A 23241-nucleotide genomic window follows, 5' to 3' on the forward strand; every position below is an offset into this window, starting at 1 on the left:
AGATGTGTATAAGAGACAGGTGCAGGTGCAGGAGCGACTACAGGCGCGACGACGGCAACTGGCTCTGGCTCTGGCTCTGGCTCTGGCTCTGGCTCAACAACAGTCTCGACCACCGCAAGCGCTTCAACAACAGGCTCGGGCTCGGGGATCGGCGGCACGATATGCGGTGCCTGCACATCCTCGACAAGCGCCACCGGTTCTTCGGCGACAGGCAAGTGCGGCCACGGTGCCGGCTCGGGGGCCAATTCAACTGCAGGCTCGGCGGCAACCACGACCACTTCGGGCGCGGCCTCGACCTCCACCGGAGTGGCCTCAACCAGCGTCTCAGGGATGATTTCGGGCGCAGGCGCGGGTTGTTCCACGACGGTTTCCTGCGGCTTTCTGCGCAGCCATCCGAACAGGCCTTTTTTCTCGCCAGCCGCAGCTGGGGTCTTCTTGTCGTCGTTGGAACCAAACATGGAGGACGGCTATCTCATCGTAGCGACGCGCCACTGTGGCGCCCCGGCAAATAATATTCGGTGTGAAACAGACTGTAATTTTGTCAGCTTGTTCGCACGCAACTGTATTCAGAGGGTAAAACACACCTCGTAAACTTCGTCTTAACTCGGGTCTGTCACGGGAAAGTCGGCAAAAATGCGAAATTTACCGGTATACATCCACACTTCCAAGCGGGCTCCTATACTGCCCGATCAAACGTCGTCTGATCGTCAAAGGCCTGATAGGCGTGGCCGCCAGTAAAACGGATCAGTATCCTAGCACCTCCTCACCCGCAGACGCTAAGGCCGAGCGGGTAGCCCAACAGGTTAAAAAACGAATGAATCTAGCCCGCCGCGCTGCTGGCCTGTTGCTCAGCACAGTTTTATTACCGCTTTCGGCCCTGGCGGCCGAACCGCAGCCCACCCACGAGTTCCGCCTGGACAACGGCCTCAAGGTCATCGTGCGCGAAGACCATCGCGCCCCGGTGGTGGTCTCCCAGGTCTGGTACAAAGTGGGTTCCAGCTACGAAACCCCTGGCAAGACCGGCCTGTCCCACGCGCTTGAGCACATGATGTTCAAGGGCAGCAACAAGGTCGGTCCCGGCGAAGCCTCGTTGATCCTGCGCGACCTTGGCGCCCAGGAAAACGCCTTCACCAGCGACGACTACACCGCCTACTACCAGGTACTGGCCCGTGACCGCCTGGGCGTGGCCTTTGAGCTTGAGGCCGACCGCATGGCCAGCCTTCGCTTGCCGCCCGAAGAATTCAAGCGCGAGATCGAAGTCATCAAGGAAGAGCGCCGCCTGCGCACCGACGACCAGCCCATGAGCAAAGCCTACGAGCTGTTCAGCGCCATGGCCTTCCCTTCCAGCGGCTACCACACCCCGACCATCGGCTGGATGGTCGACCTGGAGCGCATGAGCGTTGGCGAACTGCGCGCATGGTATGAAGAGTGGTATGCCCCCAACAACGCCACTTTGGTGGTGGTCGGTGACGTCACCCCGGATGAAGTCAAAGCCCTGGCCCAGCGTTACTTTGGCAAGGTGCAAAAACGCGAGATACCTGTCGCCAAAATCCCGCTGGAACTGCCGACCCCTGGCGAACGCCTGCTCAAGATCCACGTCCAGACCCAACTGCCAAGCTTGATGCTGGGCTTTAACGTGCCCAGCGTTGCCACGGCCAAGGACCCGATCACCGCCAATGCCCTGCGCCTGATTTCCGCGCTGCTGGACGGCGGCTACAGCGCACGCATGCCGACGCAGCTGGAGCGGGGCGAAGAACTGGTCTCCGGTGCATCGTCCAGCTACAACGCCTTCACCCGTGGTGACAGCCTGTTCATGCTTTCGGCGATGCCCAACAGCCAGAAGAAAGTCACCATGGCCCAGGCCGAGGCAGGCTTGTGGCGCTTGCTCGATGACCTGAAAAAGACCCCGCCGACCACTGAAGAGCTTGAACGTGTGCGTGCCCAGGTAATTGCCGGACTGGTCTACGAGCGCGACTCGATCACCAGCCAGGCCACTTCGATCGGCCAGCTGGAAACCGTCGGCCTGTCGTGGAAGCTGATGGACTCAGAACTAGCCGACCTGCAGAAGGTCACCCCGGCCGATATCCAGCAGGCTGCCCGCACCTATTTCACTCGCGACCGTCTCAGCGTTGCCCATGTACTGCCCGAGGAGAAAACCCATGAGTGAGCGTAAAGGCCCCCGCTACGCCCTGCTTGGTCTGAGCGCCGCCATACTGGTGGGTGCACTCGGCTACTTTTTTACCAACCCGCAGCAATCGGTCGCCAGCCAGGCACTGGACCAGGCCAAGAGCGAGCACAAGCTCGAATCCCTGGCCGAGCTGGACGGCAAGGCGCCCAGCCACCGTGCGCTGAACGTGCAAACCTGGAAAACCGCCGAAGGCTCCAAAGTGCTGTTCGTCGAAGCACGGCAATTGCCGATGTTCGACCTGCGCCTGACCTTCGCCGCTGGCAGCAGCCAGGACGAAAACACCCCGGGCCTGGCCCTGCTGACCAACGCCATGCTCAACGAAGGTGTAGCGGGTAAAGATGTGGGCGCCATCGCCCAGGGCTTTGAAGGCCTGGGCGCGGACTTCGGCAATGGCGCATATCGCGACATGGCCGTGGCCTCGCTGCGCAGCCTGAGCGATGTAGATAAACGCACACCTGCGCTCAACCTGTTCGCCGAGGTGGTGGGCAAACCCACCTTCCCGGCCGACTCCCTGGCGCGGATCAAGAACCAGTTGCTCGCCAGCTTCGAGTTTCAGAAACAAAACCCCGGCAAACTGGCCAGCGACGAACTGTTCAAGCGCCTGTACGGTAACCACCCGTATGCCCACGCCAGTGATGGCAATGCCCAAAGCATCGCCGCGATCACCATTGACCAGCTCAAGGCCTTTCACAACAAGGCCTACACCGCAGGCAACGCCGTGATTGCGATTGTTGGCGACCTGTCGCGTGCCGAAGCCGAAGCCATTGCAGCCCAGGTATCTGCCGCACTGCCCAAAGGCCCTGCAGTGGCCAAGACCGTGCAACCAAGCGAGCCCAAGGCTGGCCAAACCCATATCGAGTTCCCGTCCAAACAAACCCACCTGCTGCTGTCGCAGCTGGGCATTGACCGTGACGATCCCGACTATGCCGCACTGGCATTGGGCAACAGCATTCTGGGCGGTGGCGGTTTCGGTACGCGCCTGATGACCGAAGTGCGTGAAAAGCGCGGCCTGACCTACGGCGTGTACTCCGGCTTCAGCCCGATGCAGGCTCGCGGCCCGTTCATGATCAACCTGCAAACCCGCGCCGAACTGAGCGAAGGTACGCTCAAACTGGTGCAAGACATTTTGGCCGACTACCTGAAAAATGGTCCGACGCAAAAAGAACTCGACGATGCCAAGCGTGAACTGGCTGGCAGCTTCCCGCTGTCCACGGCCAGCAACGCCGCCATCGTCGGCCAACTTGGCGCAATGGGCTTTTATGATTTGCCCCTGGATTACCTGGAAACCTTCATGCAGAAGTCCCAGGACCTGACCACCGAACAGGTCAAGGACGCCATGAACAAGCACCTGAGCGCCGACAAAATGGTCGTAGTGACCGCCGGCCCGACCGTGCCGCAAAAACCACTGCCACCTCCTACCGACAAACCTTCAGAGCAACCTCTTGGGGTTCCGGAGCATTAATGGCAAAGCCAAAAAACACATCGCACTCAGGTGCTGGTCAGTTACGCATCATTGGCGGGGAATGGCGCAGCCGCAAGCTGGACTTCCCCCATGTAGAGGGCCTGCGCCCGACGCCAGATCGCGTGCGTGAAACCCTGTTCAACTGGTTGGCCCCCTATATCGGCGGCGCCAGGGTACTGGACGTTTTCGCCGGCAGCGGCGCACTGTTCCTTGAAGCCATGTCCCGCGGCGCAGCCAAGGGCGTGGCACTGGACAGCAACCGCGATGCGATCTCCAACATCCGCGAGAACATGGGCATTCTGCGCTGCACTGTCGGCGAAGTTCAGCAGACTGACGCCCTGCGTTATCTGGACACCACGCCAAGCACAACCTTTGACGTGGTATTCCTCGACCCGCCGTTCAACAAGGACCTGCTCAAACCTGCTTGTGATCTGCTCGAGCAACGCGGCTGGCTGGCTGAAGACGCCTGGGTTTACACCGAAAGCGAGTTGCGCCCGTCAGAGCTGGGCTTGCCTGCCAACTGGCGCCTGCACCGCGAGCAAAAAGCCGGCGGCGTGAACTACGCCCTGTGGCAACGCGAAGCCACTCAAGCCTGACGAACCTGTAGTCGCTGCCGCAGGCTGCGATCAAGCCCGGAGGGGTCGCTTTTTCAAAAGCGAAGGCCCTTCGGTCCTTATCGCAGCCTGCGCCAGCGGCTACAGATTTTTGCGGTACAAGGTATCTATGTACCGCCCGCCTCCCCCCTGCCAAGCCCAATCTGTTCTGACGATAAACAGTCAGGACACCCACCATGAAACACCCCCTTGCCGGGCTGGCTCTCGGCTTTATGTTGCAACCGCTGATGGCCCTGGCCAGCAGCCAACCCTCCACTCAACATTTCACCCTGGATAACGGCCTCAAGGTTATCGTTCACGAAGACCACCGTGCAGCCGTGGTTCACTCACAGCTCTGGTATCGGGTCGGCTCAAGCTATGAGCCCCCAGGCCAATCCGGGTTGTCCCACGCCCTTGAACACATGATTTTCAAAGGCAGCAGCAAACTTTGTCCGGCCGAGTCAGACCACATCTTTCAAAGCCTGGGCGCAACGGACAATGCGGCGACGCAAAATGACGCCACCATTTTCTTTCAAACCCTGCCCCCCCATGCCCTGGCAGTCGCACTTGAAGTGATGGCAGACCAGATGAGCACTGCACACCTGTCCGCTGCTCATTGGGCCGGTGAGCGCGAAGTCATCAAAAGCGAACGCAGCGAAAGCGTCGACAACGACCCCCATCAGCGCGCACTTGAACTGCCACGCCGCCTGGCATTCCTGACCAGCGCTTCCGGCAGCCCGGTCATCGGCTGGATGCACGACCTCGAACGCATGCACATCGATGAACTCAAGCACTGGTATAGAAGCTGGTATGCGCCCAATAACGCCACCCTGATCATCGTCGGCGATATCGACACCGAGCAGGTCAAGGCCCTGGCCACACGCTACTTCGGCCCGATTGCCTCACGCAAGCTACCTGTGATCAAGGCCCCGCTCGAACTGGCAGCTCCCGGTGAGCGCACCATGACTCAGTACATCGATCATCAAATCCCGAACCTGAGCATGACGTTCAACGTGCCAAGCCTGCACACCCAGACCGACCCGCGTTCAGCTCCAGCACTGGAGCTGCTCAGCGAGTTGCTCGGTGGCGGCGACAGTTCAGAACTCAAAAGCAGATTGTGGCGCGGCGAGGAATTGCTGATCAGCGTCGGCTCACATTACAGCAGCATCAGCCGCGGTGATGAGCTGTTCAGCATCGACGCCACCCTCAACCTTAAAAAGATGAAACCGCTGAGCGAGGTTCAAGAACGGATTTGGGCCGTGATCGACTCAGTGAAAAAAACACCCCCCTCCGGCAGTGACCTTGAACGCGCCCGTACGCGGATCATTGCACGGCATGTTTTCAGCCGTGATGACCTGCAAAGCCTGGCTCTGTATCTCGGTGAACTGGACATTGCGGGCTTGTCGCCAGAGGACGACGAAAAGCGCATGCAGATATTGGCGAAAATCACCCCTGAAGATATCCAGCTCGCCGCTCAAACTTTCCTGACCCACGACCGCTTGACCCTCAGCTATGTACTGCCCAAGGAGGCGCGCCATGAATAAGCCTCACGCAATCGCAGCCAGCCGCGCCTTGCGCGTCGCTACGCTGCTGTTCACCCTTGCCTGTGTCTGCGTGCAAGCCCGAGCACAAGAACCACAAGCACGACTGCAATCGCTGCTTGAGTTGAGCACTGCCGTGCCTGCCACCCGCCTGCCGACAATCAAGGCCTGGAAACTGAGCCAAAACACCAAAGTCCTGTTTGTCGAAAGCCACACCTTGCCCATGATCGATGTGCAAATCACCTTTGCCGCGGGCAGCAATCAGGATGGCGATACACCCGGCCTGGCAGCGACTGTACTGAGCCTGTTTAACGAAGGCTCGACGCTCAAGGACGCCAACGCACTGGCCAAAGGGTTTGATAGCCTGGGCGTGGATCTGGGTAACGGTATCGATAAAGAGCGGAGTTTCTTCACCCTGCGCAGCTTGAGCGCCCCGCACATCCGCGAACCCGCCATGCAGTTGTTCACCGAGATGCTCGCCCAACCGGGCTTTACCGTCGAAGGCCAGCGACGGGTCAAAAACGAACTGTTCACCAAACTCAAAATAAACCACGAAGACCCACACGCTCTTGCACGGATGCAGATCTACAACGAACTCTATCCGGGGCAACCTTACACCCGCTCCGACTTCGGCTCGGTCGAGAGCCTGGAGCGCATAGATGAATCACACCTAAGGGCCTTTTACCGTCGCGCCTACACTGCTGCCAACGCACAGATCGTGATCGTCGGCGACCTGACCCTGCAACAGGCGCAGAGCCTCAGCCGCTCACTGGCCAATGCCTTGCCCGCCGGACCAGCACTCGCTGAAAGACACTCGGTGCCTGCCCCGCTGCCCCATGGCAAAACCCTGCATATCGAAGATGAAGCAACCCATACCGTACTGATGCTGGCACAGAATGCCTTGCCCAATCAGCACCCTGACGGGGTAGCGATCCGGGCCGGGCATATTATTTTCAGCCATATCCTCAACAGGCAGTTAAGGGAGGAGCGCAGCATCACCTATGGCGTGCTATCGCAAATTCCCCATGCGCAGGGACCAACCCCCTGGATCATCAGCCTCAATACCCCCTCGCGCTACAGCCAAAGCGCCCTGGTTCATATCAAAGCCCTGTTTGCCCAGTACCTGCAGGACGGACCCAGCGAAACCGAACTGGACGACATCAAGCAGTTCCTGCTGCGGGCGCTGCCACAGCTCACGGCCAGCAACCTGGATATGCGCAACGAACTGTCCATCATCAACCGCTTTAACCAGCCCCTGGCCTTCAACTACAAGATCCAACAGATTCAAGCCTTGACCAGTGAGCAGATCAAAGCGGCGATGAACCGTCACTTCACGGCTGACGGCTGGGTCGGCGTAACCGTCGGCCCCAGTGTTGCTCAACTGCCCCTGCCCAAGGTGATGGTGCCAGAAACGACGATGGCACAAAGTTGTATGCCTGCCATCAGATAACCCCGGCACCCGCACGCAACACTTGGGTGTCGGGCCCTGATGTGGCAATTTAGACATCCGCCGTACCTGTTACTCGATGAGAACCTCCGTGCCTTTTCCAGCCAGTCATGCTTCACCCCTCAAGCCTTTTACTCCGGCTACGGGTCTGGGCAACCCCCATGTCCAGACGCTATGGGGGCCGTTGTGGCGTACCAAGCCGGTCATTGAACATCGACGTGAACGTATCTGGCTAAAGGATGGCGATTTTCTCGATCTGGACTGGCACGGCACACCCTCAGACCATGCGCCGGTGGTACTGGTGCTGCACGGCCTGACCGGCTCGTCGGGCTCTCACTATGTACTGGGGCTGCAAACCGCCCTCGCCGCACGCGGCTGGACCAGCGCCGCACTGAACTGGCGAGGGTGCTCCGGCGAACCCAATTTACTGGCCCGCAGTTATCACTCAGGGGCCAGCGAAGACCTGGCCGAGGCAGTGGCCCATTTACGTGCCGCACATCCGCTGACCCCCTTGTATGCCGTAGGCTATTCGCTGGGGGGCAATGTGCTGCTCAAGTATCTGGGCGAAAGCGGCAGCGACAGCGGGTTGCAAGGCGCTGTCGCGGTATCGGTGCCGTTCCGGCTTGACCAGTGTGCCGACCGGATCGGTATGGGATTTTCCAGGGTCTATCAAGCTCACTTCATGCGCGAGATGCTGGCTTACGTCAAAGACAAAAAACATCGATTCCAGCTCGATGCCCAACACGAAGGTCTGGCCAGCCTGACCAGGCTTGGCTCGGTCGAAGCCCTGAGCAAAATGCGCACCTTCTGGGAGTTCGATGACCGCGTAACGGCACCTCTTAACGGCTATCTGAATGTCGATGACTACTACCGTCGCGCCTCCAGCCGCTACTTCCTCGGCGCCATCCACACGCCGACGCTGATTATCCAGGCCATGGACGATCCGTTCGTGTTCAAGCACAGCATCCCCGACACCAGCGAGCTGTCAGCCTGCACGCAACTGGAATTGCACACCAGGGGCGGGCATGTCGGATTTCTGGAGGGTTCCCCAAGAAAACCGGGCTATTACCTTGAACGAAGAATTCCGCAATGGCTGGCCGCACTGCGGCTTGAATCTGCGTAATGGACGTAGAACAGGGCGAGTCGATCCGTTTCTGGCAAACACCCCCCCTGACGGGTGTCGAACTGCTGACGGCACGTTATATCGAACATCGCTTTGTGCCCCATGTGCATGATGGTTTTGTGATCGGCATGATCCTCGAAGGCGCCCAGCGCTATCGCTATCGCGGCGCCGAGCATCTGGCTGCCACCGGTACGCTGGTGCTGATCAACCCGGACGAAGTCCATAACGGTCACAAGGGTCATGATGCGGGCTGGCGTTACCGGGCTTTTTACCCGGACAACGTGCAAATTCAGCAGTTGCTGGAAGAACTGGAACTGCCCGCCACCCACTTGCCGACCTTCAATGACACATTGCTGTACGACTGCGACCTGTTTCGCGGGTTGTTCCAGCTACATCAATTGCTCGAAGGGCCAGAGACTGCGCTGCAACAGCAAACCGCATGGCGCCAGATGATGCTTGCCCTGCTCAACCGCCATGCCCGCCTGCCACTACCAGCCAAGCCCGGGGTCGAACACCGCGCTGTAAGCCGTGCCAAGGAAATACTGCAAGCCCGACTGGCAGAGCCACCCTCACTGGAAGAACTCGCCGCCGCAGTCAATCTGTCGCCATTCCACTTTGCCCGCGTATTTCAGCGCGCCACCGGCATGCCACCGCACACCTGGTTGATGCAACAGCGTATCGCCCATGCCAGAGCCTTGCTGCAACAAGGCTGTTTGCCACTCCAGGTGGCGACGCAACTGGGCTTTGCCGACCAGAGCCACTTGAACCGGCAATTCAAGAAAGTCTATGGTGTTGGCCCCGGTGCATACCGGTTGGCCAGTGTCGGCACCCCTTAAGCCAACTGGCTCAATCGCCAGTAGCAATGCCCCGCGCAGGATCATTGATCCACTCGCTCCACGACCCCGCATAAAGCTTGCCTAGCGGATAACCCGCCAAGCCCAATGCAAAAAGGTTGTGACACGCCGTCACCCCGGAGCCGCAATAGGCAACCAGCTCCTCGGGAGAGCGGCCGGCAAGTTTTTCGGCAAAGCGCTGCTTGAGCTGCGCCGCAGGCAAAAAGCGCCCCGTAGGATCCAGGTTTTCGCTGAAGGCGGCACATTGCGCGCCCGGAATATGCCCGGCGATCGGGTCAATCGGCTCGACCTCACCTCGAAAGCGCGGCTGGGCACGGGCATCGATCAGGGTCAGCCCCGGCTTGGTCAGGCGCTTTTGCAATTGTTCGGCGCTCAGCAGCATATGGCTGTCGGGTTTGCCTTCGAAAGTGCCACGCAAGGTCGGTGACGCATCCAGGCTCAGCGGGAAGCCCGCGGCATGCCAGGCCTTGAGACCACCATCAAGGATAAATACACCCTCGCGCTTGCCCAGCCAGGTCAGCAACCACCATGCCCGGGCCGCAAAAGCACCCGGGCCGTCGTCATACAACACCACATCGCTGTCGGCATTGATGCCCCAGGCCTGCAGACGTTCAACCAGAGTACGTGGATCGGGCAATGGATGACGACCGGTCACACCTTTGATTACAGGCCCGCTCAGGTCGCGTTCGAGATCGGCAAATTGCGCGCCGGCAATATGCCCCTCGGCATAACTGCAACGGCCGTAGTCCGGGTCTTCGAGGGCAAAGCGGCAATCCAGGATAACCAGGCCGGGCTGCGCCTGACGTTCATTCAGGGCATGAGGGCTGATCAGTTGCGCAACGGGCATAGTGAACTCCTGTGAGGGGGTGAAATGCAGTTATTGAACGTACAACGCGTGTTCCAGAGGGACGTAGTATTCCTTGATCAACTCATCGATGGCTTCACGTGCCTGGTCGGTAACAAAACCTGATTCCAGCACCAGCAGTTGGTACACACCGCGCTTGATGGCCTGCTCGCTGAGCTGGTCACTGTTTTCACGGGTGGCGCATAAAAAACCTACCCAGGAGGTGAGAATAATCCATGCATTCAGGCTCAGGGATTCAATTTGCCGGGGGCTCATGCACAAGATTTCGGCCTCGACAAAGCCAGCGTATATGGCCTGGGCCTGTGTGAGGCAGTGCTGGGAAAAACGTCGATAGCGGATGGCCAGTTCCGTGTCGCTGTGCAATAAATGCTCGATATCTCGATACAAAAAACGGTAGCGCCACATGGCATCCAGCAGTTGCTGCAGGTAGTGGTGCTTGTCGGCAACGGTTGGCAAACGCCCTTGGGGTGGGTGCAAAAAGCTCAATACCAGCGCTTCGTACTCGCTGAACAAGACCGCGATAATCGCCTGCTTGTTGGGGAAGTGGTAGTACAGATTACCGGGCGAAATTTCCATATGGGCCGCAATGTGATTAGTGCTCACACTGCGTTCGCCTAACTGGTTGAAAAGCTCCAGGCTGCTGTTGGCGATGCGCTGACTGGTTTTTAGTCGTATGGCCATGGGCTTGCGCTTAAATTAAAAACGAAAGGCATCTTACGGCCTAACCTTGAATCGATAAACAACACGGGGCAGGCCTTCAATTGACAGGTTAGAGCACAAGCTCTAAAAACATAGTGCTCTTCTACGATAAATACCGATAAAAACCGCCTGGAGCCATCATGCCTGTCGACAGCACTCACACTCACGACGCCCCGGTTCAACCGGACGCTCTCCAGTCCCTGCTCGACAAGCAGCGCCAGGCCTATGCCGCTCATCCATTCCCGCCACTTGCGCAGCGCCAGCAATGGCTCAAAAGCCTGCGCCAGCTGTTGAGCCGCGAGCGCGAGGTGCTGATCGATGCCATCAGCCAGGATTTCAGCCATCGCAGCCCGGACGAGACCCTGTTTGCCGAATTGATGCCGTGCTTGCACAGCATTGATTATGCCCTCAAACACCTTAAGCGCTGGATGAAACCTTCCTCACGCAGCGTAGGCATGATGTTCGCGCCCGCCAGTGCCAAAGTGATGTATCAGCCGCTGGGGGTTGTGGGAATTATTGTGCCGTGGAACTACCCGCTGTATCTGGCCATCGGCCCGTTGGTTGGCGCATTGGCTGCCGGCAACCGGGTCATGCTCAAGCTCAGCGAGTTCACCCCGGTCACCGGGCACTGGCTCAAGGATTTGCTGGGGCGGATCTTCCCCGAAGACATGGTTGCGGTGGTACTGGGCGAGGCAGATGTGGCGGTGGCGTTCTCCGGGCTGGCGTTCGATCACTTGCTGTTCACCGGTTCCACCCATGTGGGCAAACGGGTGATGCGTGCCGCTTCTGAAAACCTGACCCCCGTAACACTTGAGCTGGGTGGTAAATCTCCCGCTATCGTGTCGGCCGATGTACCGCTCAAAGACGCTGCCCAGCGCATCGCCTGGGGCAAAACACTCAACGCCGGGCAAACCTGTATCGCTCCGGATTATGTGCTGGTACCCCAGGATCGGGTAGACGGCTTCGTCGATGCCTACCGCCAGGCCGTTCACAGCTTTTATCCGACCCTCATCGACAACCCGGACTACACCGCAATTATCAATGACCGGCAGCTGGCGCGCCTTGAACGGCTGCAAACCGACGCCACCCTCAAGGGCGCACGGTTGATCCCGCTGTATGAACAGGGCCAGGGGCGGCGCATGCCCCATACGCTGGTGCTGGATGTAAACGACGAGATGCACGTCATGCAGGACGAAATCTTCGGCCCTCTACTACCCGTTGTGCCCTACTCCAATCTGGATCAGGCAATGGCCTACATCAACCGTAGACCCCGCCCTCTGGCACTGTATTACTTCGGCTACAACAAAGCCGAGCAACAGAGGGTTATCCACACCACTCACTCGGGCGGGGTCAGCATCAACGAAACGTTGTTGCATGTGGCTATCGACGACCTGCCTTTTGGCGGCGTCGGGCATTCAGGCATGGGGCATTACCACGGCCACGAAGGTTTCCTGACCTTCAGCAAAGCCAAGGGCGTGCTGTGCAAACAGCGCCTGAACAGCTCGCCGATGATCTATCCGCCTTATGACCGGCAACTGGTACGCATGATCCAGAAGCTGTTTATCCGCTAACGGGCTTTATCGAAAAACTGGCGAGCCTACTGGGCCAACGCCTGAAAAAATCATGAAAAAGCAGTAAATTCGTCGCGTCTATAGTGCTTTCTTCTGCGAATGGCGACTTGGCCGACCGGGAATGCTGCGATACCATCCGACTCCCCAACGGATTCCCGCCAGGACGACGCGATGAACCGAGTGTTGTACCCAGGTACATTCGACCCTATTACCAAGGGCCATGGCGATCTGGTCGAACGCGCTTCGCGCCTGTTTGACCACGTGATCATTGCTGTCGCTGCCAGCACCAAGAAAAACCCGCTATTCCCTCTGGAACAGCGGGTGGAGCTGGCTCGTGAAGTCACCAAACACCTGCCCAATGTTGAGGTGGTCGGTTTCTCGACGCTGCTCGCGCACTTTGCCAAAGAACAGAATGCCAATGTGTTCCTGCGTGGCCTGCGTGCCGTGTCGGACTTCGAATACGAGTTCCAGCTGGCGAACATGAATCGCCAACTGGCCCCCGATGTCGAGAGCCTGTTCCTCACGCCGTCAGAACGTTATTCGTTTATATCCTCGACGTTGGTGCGCGAAATCGCAGCATTAGGCGGTGATATCAACAAATTCGTACACCCGGCCGTGGCTGATGCCCTGACCGAGCGTTTTCGCAAGAAATAACCACTGAAGTGGCGTCCGCGTGCACTGCGGGCGCCAATGCGGCACAATTGCCGCATTCGATTTCAGTTGCCCGGGCCGAGCGCCCCGGCCGGAGTACCCATGTCCCTGATCATCACCGACGATTGCATTAACTGCGACGTCTGCGAACCCGAGTGTCCGAACGCCGCCATTTCCCAGGGTGAAGAGATCTACGTGATCGACCCCAACCTGTGCACCCAGTGCGTTGGCCATTACGATGAGCCGCAATGCCAGCAGGTGTGCCCGGTTGACTGCATCCCGCTGGATGAAGCCCACCCGGAAACCGAAGAACAGCTGATGGAAAAGTACCGGGCAATTACCGGGAAGGCCTGATTCATTGTCTATGCGATGTGTGTGGGAGCGGGCTTGCTCGCGATAGATTCACTGCGATCGACCCGTTCGACCGAGGTGGTTGCATCGCGAGCAAGCCCGCTCCCACAAGAGTTCAGCGCAGGACTGGTGGCTACGTCTGGCAACGCGGGCAAAACACGCTCGCACGCTGGCCCAGTTTGACGTCACGCAGTTCCGTGCCGCAAATCTTGCACGGTTCATAACCACGCCCGTATACAAACAGCTCCTGCTGAAAATAACCGGGCTGGCCATCGCCACCAATAAAGTCGCGCAATGTGGTGCCGCCCCGCTCGATAGCGGCCGCCAGAATCCGCTTGATCTCAATCGCCAGCTTCAAATAGCGTGCCCGGGAAATACTCCCGGCAGCGCGACGCGGGTCAATACCTGCGGCAAACAGCGCTTCGGTCGCATAAATATTGCCGACCCCCACCACCACCGCGTTGTCCATGATGAAGGGTTTGACCGCCATCGAACGCTTGCGCGACAGCTGAAACAGCCGCTCACCATCAAACAGGTCGGTCAGCGGCTCCGGCCCCAGGCGCACCAGCAGCTCATGGTTCAGCGGGTCAAGGCTCCAGAGCATCGCCCCGAACCGGCGCGGGTCGGTATAACGCAGGGCCAGCCCGGATTCCAGCTCGATATCCACATGCTCATGCTTGGCCGCAGGTAACCCGGCCTCCACCAGCCGCAGGTTGCCCGACATGCCCAAGTGGCTGATCAATGTCCCAACCTCGGCATTGATCAGCAAATACTTGGCCCGGCGCTCGACCAGCACAATACGCTGCCCCGACAACCGCACATCGAGATCCTCAGGGATCGGCCAGCGCAAACGACGCTCGCGCACAATCACCCGACTGACCCGCTGCCCTTCAAGGTGCGGGGCGATGCCGCGGCGGGTGGTTTCGACTTCAGGTAATTCAGGCATGGGGGCTCCGCACTCTGGAATAGCTGGCGATTCTAGCGGAAATTTCAGCGCCACTGAGCCCGTGATCCGACGCAATGCGGTGAATCAGCCAAGCCTCAGGGTTGCGTCTAAGGCTATAATCGCGCCCTTTTCAATACCCGGAGCGACGTCATGTCCCTGCCAAGCCTGCGCCTTAAAGCCAATGCCGATCGACGCCTGCGCGCCGGCCACCTGTGGGTCTACAGCAACGAAATCGATGTAGCTGCCACACCACTGAACGGTTTTAAGGCCGGCGACCAAGCGGTACTCGAAACCGCCGGCGGCAAGCCGCTGGGCATCGTTGCCATGAGCCCCAACAACCTGATCTGTGCACGCCTGCTGTCGCGCGACATCAAGCTGCCACTGGACAAGTCGCTGCTGGTACACCGCCTGAACGTGGCCCTGTCACTGCGTGAGCGTCTGTTCGACAAGCCTTACTACCGCCTGGTCTACGGCGACTCCGATTTGTTGCCGGGCCTGGTGGTTGACCGTTTCGGCGACATTCTGGTGGTTCAACTGGCCTCGGCCACAATGGAACACCACAAAGAAGACGTGATCGCAGCCCTGGTGCAAGTCATCAAGCCAAGCGGCATCCTGTTCAAGAACGACTCGGCTGCCCGTGATGCCGAAGGCCTTGAACGCTACGTTGAAACCGTCTTCGGCCTGGTACCGGAGTGGGTTGCCCTGGAAGAAAACGGCGTGAAGTTCGAAGCACCGGTGATCGCCGGGCAAAAAACCGGCTGGTTCTATGACCACCGCATGAACCGTGCGCGTCTGGCCCCGTACGTCAAAGGTAAACGCGTACTGGATCTGTACAGCTACATCGGCGGCTGGGGTATTCAAGCCGGTGCGTTTGGCGCCAGCGAAGTGTTCTGCGTTGATGCCTCGTCCTTCGCCCTTGACGGTGTTGAGCGCAACGCTGCGCTGAACGGCTTTGCCGAGAAAGTCACCTGCATGGAAGGCGACGTGTTTGAAGCTCTCAAGGAGCTTAAAGCCAACGAAGAGCGTTTCGACGTGATCGTGGCCGACCCGCCGGCGTTCATCAAACGCAAAAAAGACCTGAAAAATGGCGAAGGCGCTTACCGCCGCCTGAACGAGCAAGCCATGCGCCTGCTCAACAAGGACGGCATTCTGGTCAGCGCATCGTGCTCGATGCACCTGCCCGAAGACGACCTGCAAAACATCCTGCTGACCAGCGCCCGCCATCTGGACCGCAACATGCAGCTGCTGGAGCGCGGCGGCCAGGGCCCGGACCACCCGGTGCACCCGGCCATCCCGGAAACACGCTACATCAAGAGCATCACCTGCCGTTTGCTACCTAATAGCTAAGACGCACATCACCTCGTAGCAGCTGCCGAAGGAACGAGGCTGCGTTCGATTGCGAAGCAATCGTAAAACCTGAACTCCCGGTCTGTTAGTTAAACCGCTGGCTCAGGTTTTACGACGGCTGCGCCGCCGAACGCAGCCTTCGTTCCTCGGCAGCTGCTACGGGGGGCTCAAGGCTTGCGAGGCTTCTCCAGCTTCGGCGTCAGCTCAACCTCGCCAATCTGCAACGATTGATAAGTCGGCTTCACCACCTTCACATTGCCCTCGCGGATCTTCTCGATCAGCTCCAGCGCACTCTCATCCCCCAGGTAAGTCCCGGCTCGCCGCCATTTGCCCTGAGCATCACGCTTGAAGAAGTGCAACGGTTCGGACCACTTGTTCTTGGGTAATTGCAGGACCTCCGGCTGCCCGTCCTGATCCAGATCCACGGCCCACAGGGCGCAACCTGGCGCCAGGCACAACTGCCCGTCAAACCCCTTGTCTTCAAACTGCTCACTGCCCTCGACCTTGGGCCCGATCCATTCCAGCAACCGCTCCGACCCTCTGGGGCCATTGCCCGAACCTGCTTCCTTGAGGCGTTTCAGCAAGACTTGCCGCTGCGGCCCGGTCAGTACCAGCCCTTGCTCGACTTGCACCAACAACGCGTCATACGCCTGCTTGCCCTGAGGCCCCAGACGATTGCGCAAGGTATCTGCATCAAAGGTATCCACCGCAGTCTTGCCGCTGAGCAAGCGCTGCACCTGATTGTTCGCACTCAACTTGAGCGGGCTGAACCACGGCGTATGCAACCCCAGCAGCACCACCACGCACAGCAGCGCAATTAGCGGATTGCTGGCGCGCAAGCTGCCCAGCCAGACGGCCCTTGAAGCAAACACGGCCCAAACCGCCGCCAGGCTGTGAACAAAAATAACCAGCACCAGCACGATGGCGAGGATCCGTGACGGGGTCAGGCCGTACTGCTCGATACGCAGCCAGGTCGAATACCCTGCCAACACCACCAGCACCGGTAAACACAGCAGGCACAGGTCGATCACCCGCACCAGCCAGACCGGGTACCCGCTGCCCTGGGTGCCATCCTGAAACACGCCATTGAGCAAAAACAAACTGACCGCCACCAGCCACAGCATGATCGGCGTCGAATAACCGGTATCCCAGATCGGCTCCAGCCCGGTAAAGGGCAAAGCGAAGGTGAACACAATGACAATCAACGCACTCAACGGCAGCAAAAAGCGGCATAGCGCCAGCAGAATCCCGCGCAGCAGCCCGATCACCCGGTCCTTTTCACGCCCCATATGAACGCCCAGGGCAAACACCATCGCCGAACTGACATACATAAACCCGTCAGTTGAGAACAGCTTGTTGAGCGCCACGATGCCGAGCATCTTGAACAGCCCGCCCCACAACAGCAGCAATGCCCAGAACACGCCATTCAACAGCAACCCCAGAAGCACGATAAACACCGTGTCCCAAGCATGGCGAAACAGGTCCTGGTAGCGTGGGTAGCGCTCTTCACGGGTCGGCCAGCTCAGAATAAAAACCGTACACACATAGGTAACGACTACGGCAAAGAAGGTCCAGCTGCCCACCAGCCAGCTGCCTGAGCGCCAATACTCATCGCCGTCCCAAAATACCCAGGCACTGATTGACGTCATGACTGCCGTGAGTCCGAGCACCCGCCATACCGTGCCACGCTGGCGGATATTCTCATCCAGCAGCAACAGGTTGATGCCACCCACCAGCACTGCCGTCATCAGGCCATAACGGACTCCCGGCTCGCCTATGGCGGTGCTCAGCCACAGCAACAGCCCTTGCACCAGGCCGATGACCAGATACGTTTTGACAGATCGCTCAAGCGTCAGCATTTGGAACCCTCACTACAAAACCAATCGCACACTATTACTTGATTGCCGTTAAATGGTCGTGCCACTTATTAAAAATAGTTCTTTCCCACACAAAAGCAGGCCCGGCCTTACTAGAGCTGATTGCCTCATGCAGTATCCCAAGTCGCTCATTTGTACCCTGGCGCAACCCTCGGGCCCATTCCCTCCCGCCGCCAGCCGTGTAGAATCGACGCATTCATCGCCAATCATCCCCGGCGGGTTTATGAGCTCAAGCCCAGACGCGCGGCGATCCCGCAGCGTTTACGGCAACTCGCGGATACGTGGTCATTTTCTGTGTGATCCGCCTGTCATTAGAAGCTCACTTCCCTGTTTGTTACCTGATTAGCCGCCCGGAGTTGCTCCATGCCTGACTATCGTTCGAAAACCTCCACCCATGGCCGCAACATGGCCGGTGCCCGCGCTTTGTGGCGCGCCACGGGGATGAAAGATGCCGACTTTAAAAAGCCGATCATCGCCATTGCCAACTCCTTCACCCAGTTCGTACCCGGCCACGTCCACCTCAAGGACATGGGCCAGCTGGTAGCCCGCGAGATCGAGCGCGCAGGCGGCGTTGCCAAAGAATTCAACACCATTGCCGTCGACGACGGCATCGCCATGGGCCATGACGGCATGCTGTACTCGCTGCCTAGCCGCGAGATCATCGCCGACTCCGTGGAATACATGGTCAACGCCCACTGCGCCGACGCCATTGTGTGCATCTCCAACTGCGACAAGATCACCCCTGGCATGCTGATGGCCTCCTTGCGCCTCAACATCCCGGTGATTTTCGTTTCCGGCGGGCCGATGGAAGCAGGCAAGACCAAGCTCGCCAGCCACGGTCTGGATCTGGTAGACGCCATGGTGATCGCCGCCGACTCCAGCGCTTCTGACGAGAAAGTTGCCGAGTACGAGCGCAGCGCTTGCCCGACGTGCGGTTCGTGCTCCGGCATGTTCACTGCCAACTCTATGAACTGCCTGACCGAAGCCCTGGGTCTGGCCTTGCCGGGCAACGGCTCGGCACTGGCCACCCACAGCGACCGCGAACAATTGTTCCTGCAAGCCGGACGCACCATCGTTGATCTGTGCCGCCAGTACTACGTCGAGAACGACGAGTCGGTATTGCCGCGCAATATCGCCAACTTCAAGGCGTTCGAAAACGCCATGACGCTGGACATCGCCATGGGCGGTTCGACCAACACCATCCTGCACTTGCTGGCTGCGGCCCAAGAAGCCGAAATCGACTTCGACCTTAAAGACATCGACCGCCTGTCACGTCATGTGCCGCAGCTGTGCAAAGTGGCGCCGAACATCCAGAAGTACCACATGGAAGACGTGCACCGTGCAGGCGGCATCTTCTCTATTCTGGGTTCGCTGGCCCGCGGCGGCCTACTGCACACCGATTTGCCGACCGTACACAGCAAGACCATGGCCGAAGGCATCGCCAAATGGGACATCACCCAGACTGACGACGAAGCCGTGCACACGTTCTTCCGTGCAGGCCCGGCCGGTATCCCGACGCAAACCGCGTTCAGCCAGTCGACCCGCTGGGACACCCTCGACGACGACCGTGAAAACGGCTGCATCCGCAGTGTCGAGCACGCCTACTCGCAAGAAGGCGGCCTGGCCGTGCTGTACGGCAACATCGCTCTGGATGGTTGCGTGGTTAAAACCGCGGGCGTCGACGAGTCGATCCATGTGTTCGAAGGCAACGCCAAGATCTTCGAAAGCCAGGACAGCGCCGTGCGCGGCATTCTGGCGGACGAAGTACAGGCCGGCGACATCGTGATCATCCGTTACGAAGGCCCTAAAGGCGGCCCGGGCATGCAAGAGATGCTCTACCCGACGTCGTACCTGAAATCCAAAGGCCTGGGCAAAGCCTGTGCGCTGCTCACCGACGGTCGTTTCTCGGGCGGTACTTCGGGCCTGTCCATCGGTCATGCTTCACCGGAAGCAGCCGCTGGTGGCGCGATTGGCCTGGTGCAGGACGGCGACAAAGTGCTGATCGACATCCCGAACCGTTCGATCAACCTGTTGATCAGCGACGAAGAGATGGCAGCCCGTCGTGCCGAGCAAGACAAGAAAGGCTGGAAGCCGGTGGAAGTGCGTCCGCGCAAAGTCACCACGGCCCTCAAGGCCTATGCGTTGCTGGCCACCAGCGCCGACAAGGGCGCGGTGCGTGATAAAGCGCTGTTGGACAAATTGGTGCCATAAGCCAATACGTTGAACAAAAATCCCGGCCATGTGCCGGGATTTTTGGTTCATACACCAACTCTGTAGCAGTTGCCGTAGGAACGAGGCTGCGTTCGGCGGCAAAGCCGTCGTGAAATCAGACACTTCGGTACATCAGAAATATTGAAGACTCAGGTTTACGACGACTACGTCGCCGAACGCAGCCTTCGTCCCTCGGCAGCTGCTACGTCACTACTGGATCTGATCCGGCTTGACGATTACCCAGTTTTTATCCGCCGTTACCGGCAACCCCTCTTTGGCTTGCGCCGCCGCATTCTTGGCCATCATGCCTTCCAGTTGCGCCATGTATTTGTCTTTGCGGTTGATCCACAAGTGCACCCCGCCCTTGGCCACGTCCACGCCGTGAAATAGCATATAGCCATCACTGGACGGCGTATCGCCGCCCACCAGCACCGGCTTTTTCCACTGGTCGATATAGGTCAGGATCGCCGCCTGCTTGCCCGCCATCCATGTCGCCGGAGTCCACAGATAAGGGGTCAACTCCAGCCCCAGGTTGGCTTTCTCGTTGTATGTACCGGCGCTGATCTGTTTGCGGGCAGTGGTCAGCTCACCAGTTTTGCGGTCCTTGAGCAGCGTACTCACGCCAATCACGTTTTGCGGTTTGACGTTGTAACCGTACTTGGGATCGGCCGCGACCATGCGCACCAGCTCTTCCGAAGCCGCGGTCATGACATAGACCTCAATGCCGTTTTCCATCAGTTTGTTGAACAGTTCGACCTGTCCGGTAAACACCTTGGGCGGCTGAACCTCGGAGGTCTTGACCACATCCCCCTCGAAGTAAGTCACTGGCACCGGTTTGCCCGAGGCCATCAGCTCATCCACGTAACCCTTGAGCTGTTGCAGGGTAAAGCCGGAAAACACCTGGGCCACCCACGGGTAACACACCATGTCGTCCACTTCGCACAAGCGATAGTAGTAACTGAACAGGCTTTCTTTATGTTCGGCAGTGTCTTTGAACGGGATCAGTTTGAGCGACGGGTCGAGACTGTCACGGGTGATCAGGCCCTTGTTTTCCATAAACGGCAGCAGCGCTTCTTCCAGATCGTTGCGGTAGCTGGTGTTATCCATGTCAAAGACCGCGAAATTACCCTTGTTCGCGTTGGCCGCAATCATGGCGTCCAGTTGCCTGGCCTGATCGGCGGGCCAGTGTTTGAGTTCTGTGGCCAACACCTGGCCCGCAAGCCCCATACACAGAGTTAACGCTGTCAGCTTGGCAGTCAGGTTCATCAGCTATGCTCCTAGTCAAAAGCACAGACGCTAACAAACCTGTATGACAGTTTTTGGCTTGGGCACGACTGTCATCGTCCTGTCTGCGTCACCTGCTTATTCCAAAAACCTTGGTTGTCATTCCACATCGGTATATTTGTAGATATATCAACCTGTTACGATTTCCGGTTCGCAATAGTTACATCCAAGACTGGTACAAGTCGTCCCCTCGGAGCTTTCATGAATTTCCCGCTGATCCTCAATCTGCTGGTGTTCCTCGCGTTGCTGTTCGGCTTGTCGCTGACCCGCCACACTGCGTGGAGCCTGGCGAAAAAAGTCTTGCTGGCACTGGTTATAGGCGTGGTCTTCGGCCTGTGCCTGCACCTGACCTACGGTACAGACAGCCCGACACTGAAAGCCTCCATTGGCTGGTTCGACCTGGTCGGCAGTGGCTACGTGCAATTGCTGCAAATGATCGTGATACCGCTGGTATTCGCCTCGATCCTCAGCGCCGTAGCCCGTCTGCATAACGCTTCGTCCCTCGGCAAGATCAGCTTCCTGACCATCGGCACATTGCTGTTTACCACCATGATCGCGGCACTGATCGGTATCGGCCTGACCAACCTGTTCGGCCTCACCGCCGATGGCCTGGTGGCCGGTGCTGCAGAAATGAGCCGCCTGCAAGTGATCCAGAGCGACTACGCGGGCAAGGTGTCGGACCTGAACGTGCCACAACTGCTGCTGTCGTTTATCCCGCAAAACCCGTTTGCCGACCTGGCCCGTGCCAAGCCGACCTCGATCATCAGCGTGGTGATTTTCGCGGCATTCCTGGGCATCGCCGCGTTGCAGCTGTTCAAGGACGAGCCGGAAAAAGGCGGCAAGATCCTCAGCGCCATCGACACCCTGCAAGCCTGGGTGATGCGCCTGGTGCGCCTGGTGATGAAACTGACCCCCTACGGCGTACTGGCCTTGATGACCAAAGTGGTCGCCATGTCCAACGTGCAGGACATCATCAAACTCGGCAGCTTTGTGGTGGTGTCCTACATCGCCCTGGCGCTGATGTTTGTGATTCACGGCGTGATCGTGTCGTTTTCCGGGGTTAACCCGCTGCGCTTCTTCCGCAAGGTATGGCCGGTTCTGACCTTTGCTTTCACCAGCCGTTCGAGCGCGGCCAGCATCCCGTTGAGCATCGAAGCGCAAACCCGACGCCTGGGCATTCCGTCTTCGATCGCCAGCTTTGCCGCTTCGTTTGGCGCGACCATTGGCCAGAACGGCTGTGCCGGTCTGTACCCGGCCATGCTGGCGGTGATGGTTGCCCCGACCGTGGGCATCAACCCGCTGGACCCTGTGTGGATCGCATCGCTGGTGGCCATCGTGACCTTGAGTTCGGTAGGCGTGGCCGGTGTGGGCGGTGGTGCAACCTTCGCTGCACTGATCGTGTTGCCGGCCATGGGCTTGCCGGTGTCGCTGGTGGCGCTGCTGATTTCGGTCGAGCCGTTGATCGACATGGGCCGTACGGCACTGAACGTCAGCGGTTCGATGGTGGCAGGCACCGTCACCAGCCAGATCCTGCACCAGACCGACAAGGCCATCCTGGCTGAAGACGATCATGGTGATCTGGCGCACGCCTAAAAGCTTGCCCTAACCCTCTCCCGGAGGGAGAGGGGACTAAAGACAAAAGCAGATTTGCGTAACACCACAGATCAGCCCCCTCTCCCTCCGGGAGAGGGTTGGGGTGAGGGGCTTTTTGTAACTAAGCCCTTTCCCACACCTCAAAACTGAACGCCGGCTTGCCCTCTGCAGCCTCGTGCAATTCCTCTGATACCCGTTTCCACTGCGCCTGATCGAACTCAGGGAACCACGCATCGCCTTCCGGGCTCAGGCCCACTCGCGTCAGGTACAACCGGTCGGCATCCACCAATCCCTGGGTGTACAACTGCGCGCCGCCAATCAGCATCACTTCACTGACGCCTTGCTCGATTGCCCACGCCTCGGCACGCTCCACAGCCGCCTCAAGGGATGCAAATACCTCGGCACCTTCAAGCTGCAAGCCGGTCTGACGACTGACCACCAGATTAAGCCGGCCCGGCAACGGGCGACCGAGCGAATCCCAAGTCTTGCGACCCATGATGATCGGCTTGCCCAGGGTGGTGGCCTTGAAATATTTGAAATCCGCTGGCAAATGCCACGGCATGCTGTTGTCGACGCCAATCACGCGGTTTTCAGCGAGTGCCGCGATCAGGCTAAGGGGGAGTGTTTTTTTCATGGCG

19 protein-coding genes and 1 pseudogene are annotated in these 23241 nt (G+C 58.9%); 13 read left to right on the forward strand and 7 right to left on the reverse strand.

The features are described from left to right. Positions 1-458: pseudogene (locus QN377_RS01915) on the reverse strand (signal recognition particle-docking protein FtsY); the annotation flags it as partial. 356 nt (positions 459-814) lie between these two features. Here QN377_RS01915 and QN377_RS01920 point away from each other — a divergent pair. The 7 genes from QN377_RS01920 (at position 815) to QN377_RS01950 (ending at position 9190) form a co-directional block, all read left to right on the forward strand. Continuing rightward, complete coding sequence (locus tag QN377_RS01920) at positions 815-2167, forward strand: M16 family metallopeptidase (RefSeq protein ID WP_094999796.1); 1353 nt, start codon at positions 815-817, stop codon at positions 2165-2167. Continuing rightward, complete coding sequence (locus QN377_RS01925) at positions 2160-3650, forward strand: M16 family metallopeptidase (protein WP_095020482.1); 1491 nt, start codon at positions 2160-2162, stop codon at positions 3648-3650. Before QN377_RS01920 ends, QN377_RS01925 begins: the two co-directional genes overlap by 8 nt. Continuing rightward, on the forward strand, positions 3650-4246 hold the full coding sequence (gene rsmD / locus QN377_RS01930) for a 16S rRNA (guanine(966)-N(2))-methyltransferase RsmD (RefSeq protein WP_094999794.1): 597 nt from the start codon (positions 3650-3652) through the stop codon (positions 4244-4246). Before QN377_RS01925 ends, rsmD begins: the two co-directional genes overlap by 1 nt. Before the next feature lie 194 nt (positions 4247-4440). Further along, positions 4441-5787, forward strand: a complete 1347-nt coding sequence (locus QN377_RS01935) for a M16 family metallopeptidase (RefSeq protein ID WP_094999793.1) — start codon at positions 4441-4443, stop codon at positions 5785-5787. Then, positions 5780-7234: a M16 family metallopeptidase gene (locus QN377_RS01940; RefSeq protein ID WP_170943682.1), complete on the forward strand. Its 1455-nt coding sequence runs from the start codon at positions 5780-5782 to the stop codon at positions 7232-7234. Before QN377_RS01935 ends, QN377_RS01940 begins: the two co-directional genes overlap by 8 nt. 76 nt (positions 7235-7310) lie before the next feature. Beyond that, the gene (locus QN377_RS01945) at positions 7311-8354 is read left to right on the forward strand and encodes a hydrolase (RefSeq protein WP_095017831.1); all 1044 of its coding nucleotides are present in this window, start codon (positions 7311-7313) and stop codon (positions 8352-8354) included. After that, positions 8354-9190, forward strand: coding sequence for an AraC family transcriptional regulator (locus tag QN377_RS01950; protein ID WP_095017832.1), 837 nt, complete (start codon positions 8354-8356; stop codon positions 9188-9190). The genes QN377_RS01945 and QN377_RS01950 overlap by 1 nt, the downstream gene beginning before the upstream one ends. Positions 9191-9200: 10 nt before the next feature. On the opposite strand, the gene QN377_RS01955 is transcribed toward QN377_RS01950, so the two are convergent. Both QN377_RS01955 and QN377_RS01960 read right to left on the reverse strand, forming a co-directional pair. Continuing rightward, positions 9201-10055: a sulfurtransferase gene (locus tag QN377_RS01955; RefSeq protein ID WP_095017833.1), complete on the reverse strand. Its 855-nt coding sequence runs from the start codon at positions 10053-10055 to the stop codon at positions 9201-9203. Positions 10056-10085: 30 nt separating this feature from the next. Beyond that, on the reverse strand, positions 10086-10754 hold the full coding sequence (locus QN377_RS01960) for a TetR/AcrR family transcriptional regulator (RefSeq protein WP_094999788.1): 669 nt from the start codon (positions 10752-10754) through the stop codon (positions 10086-10088). A 158-nt stretch (positions 10755-10912) separates the two neighbouring features. Here QN377_RS01960 and QN377_RS01965 point away from each other — a divergent pair, with 158 nt between their 5' ends. The 3 genes from QN377_RS01965 (at position 10913) to QN377_RS01975 (ending at position 13348) form a co-directional block, all read left to right on the forward strand. Next, positions 10913-12343: a coniferyl aldehyde dehydrogenase gene (locus QN377_RS01965; RefSeq protein WP_094999787.1), complete on the forward strand. Its 1431-nt coding sequence runs from the start codon at positions 10913-10915 to the stop codon at positions 12341-12343. Positions 12344-12514: 171 nt separating this feature from the next. Beyond that, positions 12515-12997: a pantetheine-phosphate adenylyltransferase gene (coaD, locus tag QN377_RS01970; protein ID WP_004419754.1), complete on the forward strand. Its 483-nt coding sequence runs from the start codon at positions 12515-12517 to the stop codon at positions 12995-12997. 99 nt (positions 12998-13096) lie between these two features. Further along, positions 13097-13348 (forward strand): YfhL family 4Fe-4S dicluster ferredoxin, encoded by a 252-nt coding sequence (locus QN377_RS01975; protein WP_016782613.1) that lies wholly within the window; start codon positions 13097-13099, stop codon positions 13346-13348. Between the two features lie 130 nt (positions 13349-13478). On the opposite strand, the gene mutM is transcribed toward QN377_RS01975, so the two are convergent. Next, the gene (gene mutM / locus QN377_RS01980; RefSeq protein WP_095017834.1) at positions 13479-14291 is read right to left on the reverse strand and encodes a bifunctional DNA-formamidopyrimidine glycosylase/DNA-(apurinic or apyrimidinic site) lyase; all 813 of its coding nucleotides are present in this window, start codon (positions 14289-14291) and stop codon (positions 13479-13481) included. Positions 14292-14441: 150 nt separating this feature from the next. Here mutM and QN377_RS01985 point away from each other — a divergent pair, with 150 nt between their 5' ends. Next, positions 14442-15638, forward strand: a complete 1197-nt coding sequence (locus QN377_RS01985; RefSeq protein ID WP_094999786.1) for a class I SAM-dependent rRNA methyltransferase — start codon at positions 14442-14444, stop codon at positions 15636-15638. Between the two features lie 167 nt (positions 15639-15805). On the opposite strand, the gene QN377_RS01990 is transcribed toward QN377_RS01985, so the two are convergent. Continuing rightward, positions 15806-17497, reverse strand: coding sequence for a DUF4153 domain-containing protein (locus QN377_RS01990; RefSeq protein WP_095017835.1), 1692 nt, complete (start codon positions 17495-17497; stop codon positions 15806-15808). A 381-nt stretch (positions 17498-17878) separates the two neighbouring features. On the opposite strand from QN377_RS01990, the gene ilvD reads away from it, so the two are divergent. Further along, positions 17879-19726, forward strand: coding sequence for a dihydroxy-acid dehydratase (gene ilvD / locus QN377_RS01995; RefSeq protein ID WP_094999784.1), 1848 nt, complete (start codon positions 17879-17881; stop codon positions 19724-19726). 210 nt (positions 19727-19936) lie between these two features. On the opposite strand, the gene QN377_RS02000 is transcribed toward ilvD, so the two are convergent. Then, a complete protein-coding gene (locus tag QN377_RS02000) occupies positions 19937-20992 on the reverse strand; it encodes a phosphorylcholine phosphatase (RefSeq protein WP_095017836.1) in 1056 nt (351 codons plus the stop codon). Between the two features lie 219 nt (positions 20993-21211). On the opposite strand from QN377_RS02000, the gene QN377_RS02005 reads away from it, so the two are divergent. Beyond that, positions 21212-22603, forward strand: coding sequence for an L-cystine transporter (locus QN377_RS02005; RefSeq protein ID WP_083369724.1), 1392 nt, complete (start codon positions 21212-21214; stop codon positions 22601-22603). A 121-nt stretch (positions 22604-22724) separates the two neighbouring features. On the opposite strand, the gene QN377_RS02010 is transcribed toward QN377_RS02005, so the two are convergent. Further along, positions 22725-23237 carry a dihydrofolate reductase gene (locus tag QN377_RS02010; protein ID WP_094999782.1) on the reverse strand — a complete coding sequence of 171 codons (513 nt, stop codon included), beginning with the start codon at positions 23235-23237 and terminating at the stop codon, positions 22725-22727. Positions 23238-23241: the final 4 nt, after the last annotated feature.

The sequence above is a fragment of the Pseudomonas sp. CCC4.1 genome (genome assembly GCF_035019225.1).
GTDB classification, from domain to species: Bacteria; Pseudomonadota; Gammaproteobacteria; order Pseudomonadales; family Pseudomonadaceae; genus Aquipseudomonas; species Aquipseudomonas bubulae.

Bases quoted from the DNA above. Each gene is read 5' to 3' on its own strand.
- QN377_RS01920 (WP_094999796.1), top strand. From the start codon at position 815: ATGAATCTAGCCCGCCGCGCTGCTGGCCTGTTGCTCAGCACAGTTTTA.
- QN377_RS01925 (WP_095020482.1), top strand. From the start codon at position 2,160: ATGAGTGAGCGTAAAGGCCCCCGCTACGCCCTGCTTGGTCTGAGCGCC.
- rsmD (WP_094999794.1), top strand. From the start codon at position 3,650: ATGGCAAAGCCAAAAAACACATCGCACTCAGGTGCTGGTCAGTTACGC.
- QN377_RS01935 (WP_094999793.1), top strand. From the start codon at position 4,441: ATGAAACACCCCCTTGCCGGGCTGGCTCTCGGCTTTATGTTGCAACCG.
- QN377_RS01940 (WP_170943682.1), top strand. From the start codon at position 5,780: ATGAATAAGCCTCACGCAATCGCAGCCAGCCGCGCCTTGCGCGTCGCT.
- QN377_RS01945 (WP_095017831.1), top strand. From the start codon at position 7,311: ATGAGAACCTCCGTGCCTTTTCCAGCCAGTCATGCTTCACCCCTCAAG.
- QN377_RS01950 (WP_095017832.1), top strand. From the start codon at position 8,354: ATGGACGTAGAACAGGGCGAGTCGATCCGTTTCTGGCAAACACCCCCC.
- QN377_RS01955 (WP_095017833.1), bottom strand. From the start codon at position 10,055: ATGCCCGTTGCGCAACTGATCAGCCCTCATGCCCTGAATGAACGTCAG.
- QN377_RS01960 (WP_094999788.1), bottom strand. From the start codon at position 10,754: ATGGCCATACGACTAAAAACCAGTCAGCGCATCGCCAACAGCAGCCTG.
- QN377_RS01965 (WP_094999787.1), top strand. From the start codon at position 10,913: ATGCCTGTCGACAGCACTCACACTCACGACGCCCCGGTTCAACCGGAC.
- coaD (WP_004419754.1), top strand. From the start codon at position 12,515: ATGAACCGAGTGTTGTACCCAGGTACATTCGACCCTATTACCAAGGGC.
- QN377_RS01975 (WP_016782613.1), top strand. From the start codon at position 13,097: ATGTCCCTGATCATCACCGACGATTGCATTAACTGCGACGTCTGCGAA.
- mutM (WP_095017834.1), bottom strand. From the start codon at position 14,291: ATGCCTGAATTACCTGAAGTCGAAACCACCCGCCGCGGCATCGCCCCG.
- QN377_RS01985 (WP_094999786.1), top strand. From the start codon at position 14,442: ATGTCCCTGCCAAGCCTGCGCCTTAAAGCCAATGCCGATCGACGCCTG.
- QN377_RS01990 (WP_095017835.1), bottom strand. From the start codon at position 17,497: ATGCTGACGCTTGAGCGATCTGTCAAAACGTATCTGGTCATCGGCCTG.
- ilvD (WP_094999784.1), top strand. From the start codon at position 17,879: ATGCCTGACTATCGTTCGAAAACCTCCACCCATGGCCGCAACATGGCC.
- QN377_RS02000 (WP_095017836.1), bottom strand. From the start codon at position 20,992: ATGAACCTGACTGCCAAGCTGACAGCGTTAACTCTGTGTATGGGGCTT.
- QN377_RS02005 (WP_083369724.1), top strand. From the start codon at position 21,212: ATGAATTTCCCGCTGATCCTCAATCTGCTGGTGTTCCTCGCGTTGCTG.
- QN377_RS02010 (WP_094999782.1), bottom strand. From the start codon at position 23,237: ATGAAAAAAACACTCCCCCTTAGCCTGATCGCGGCACTCGCTGAAAAC.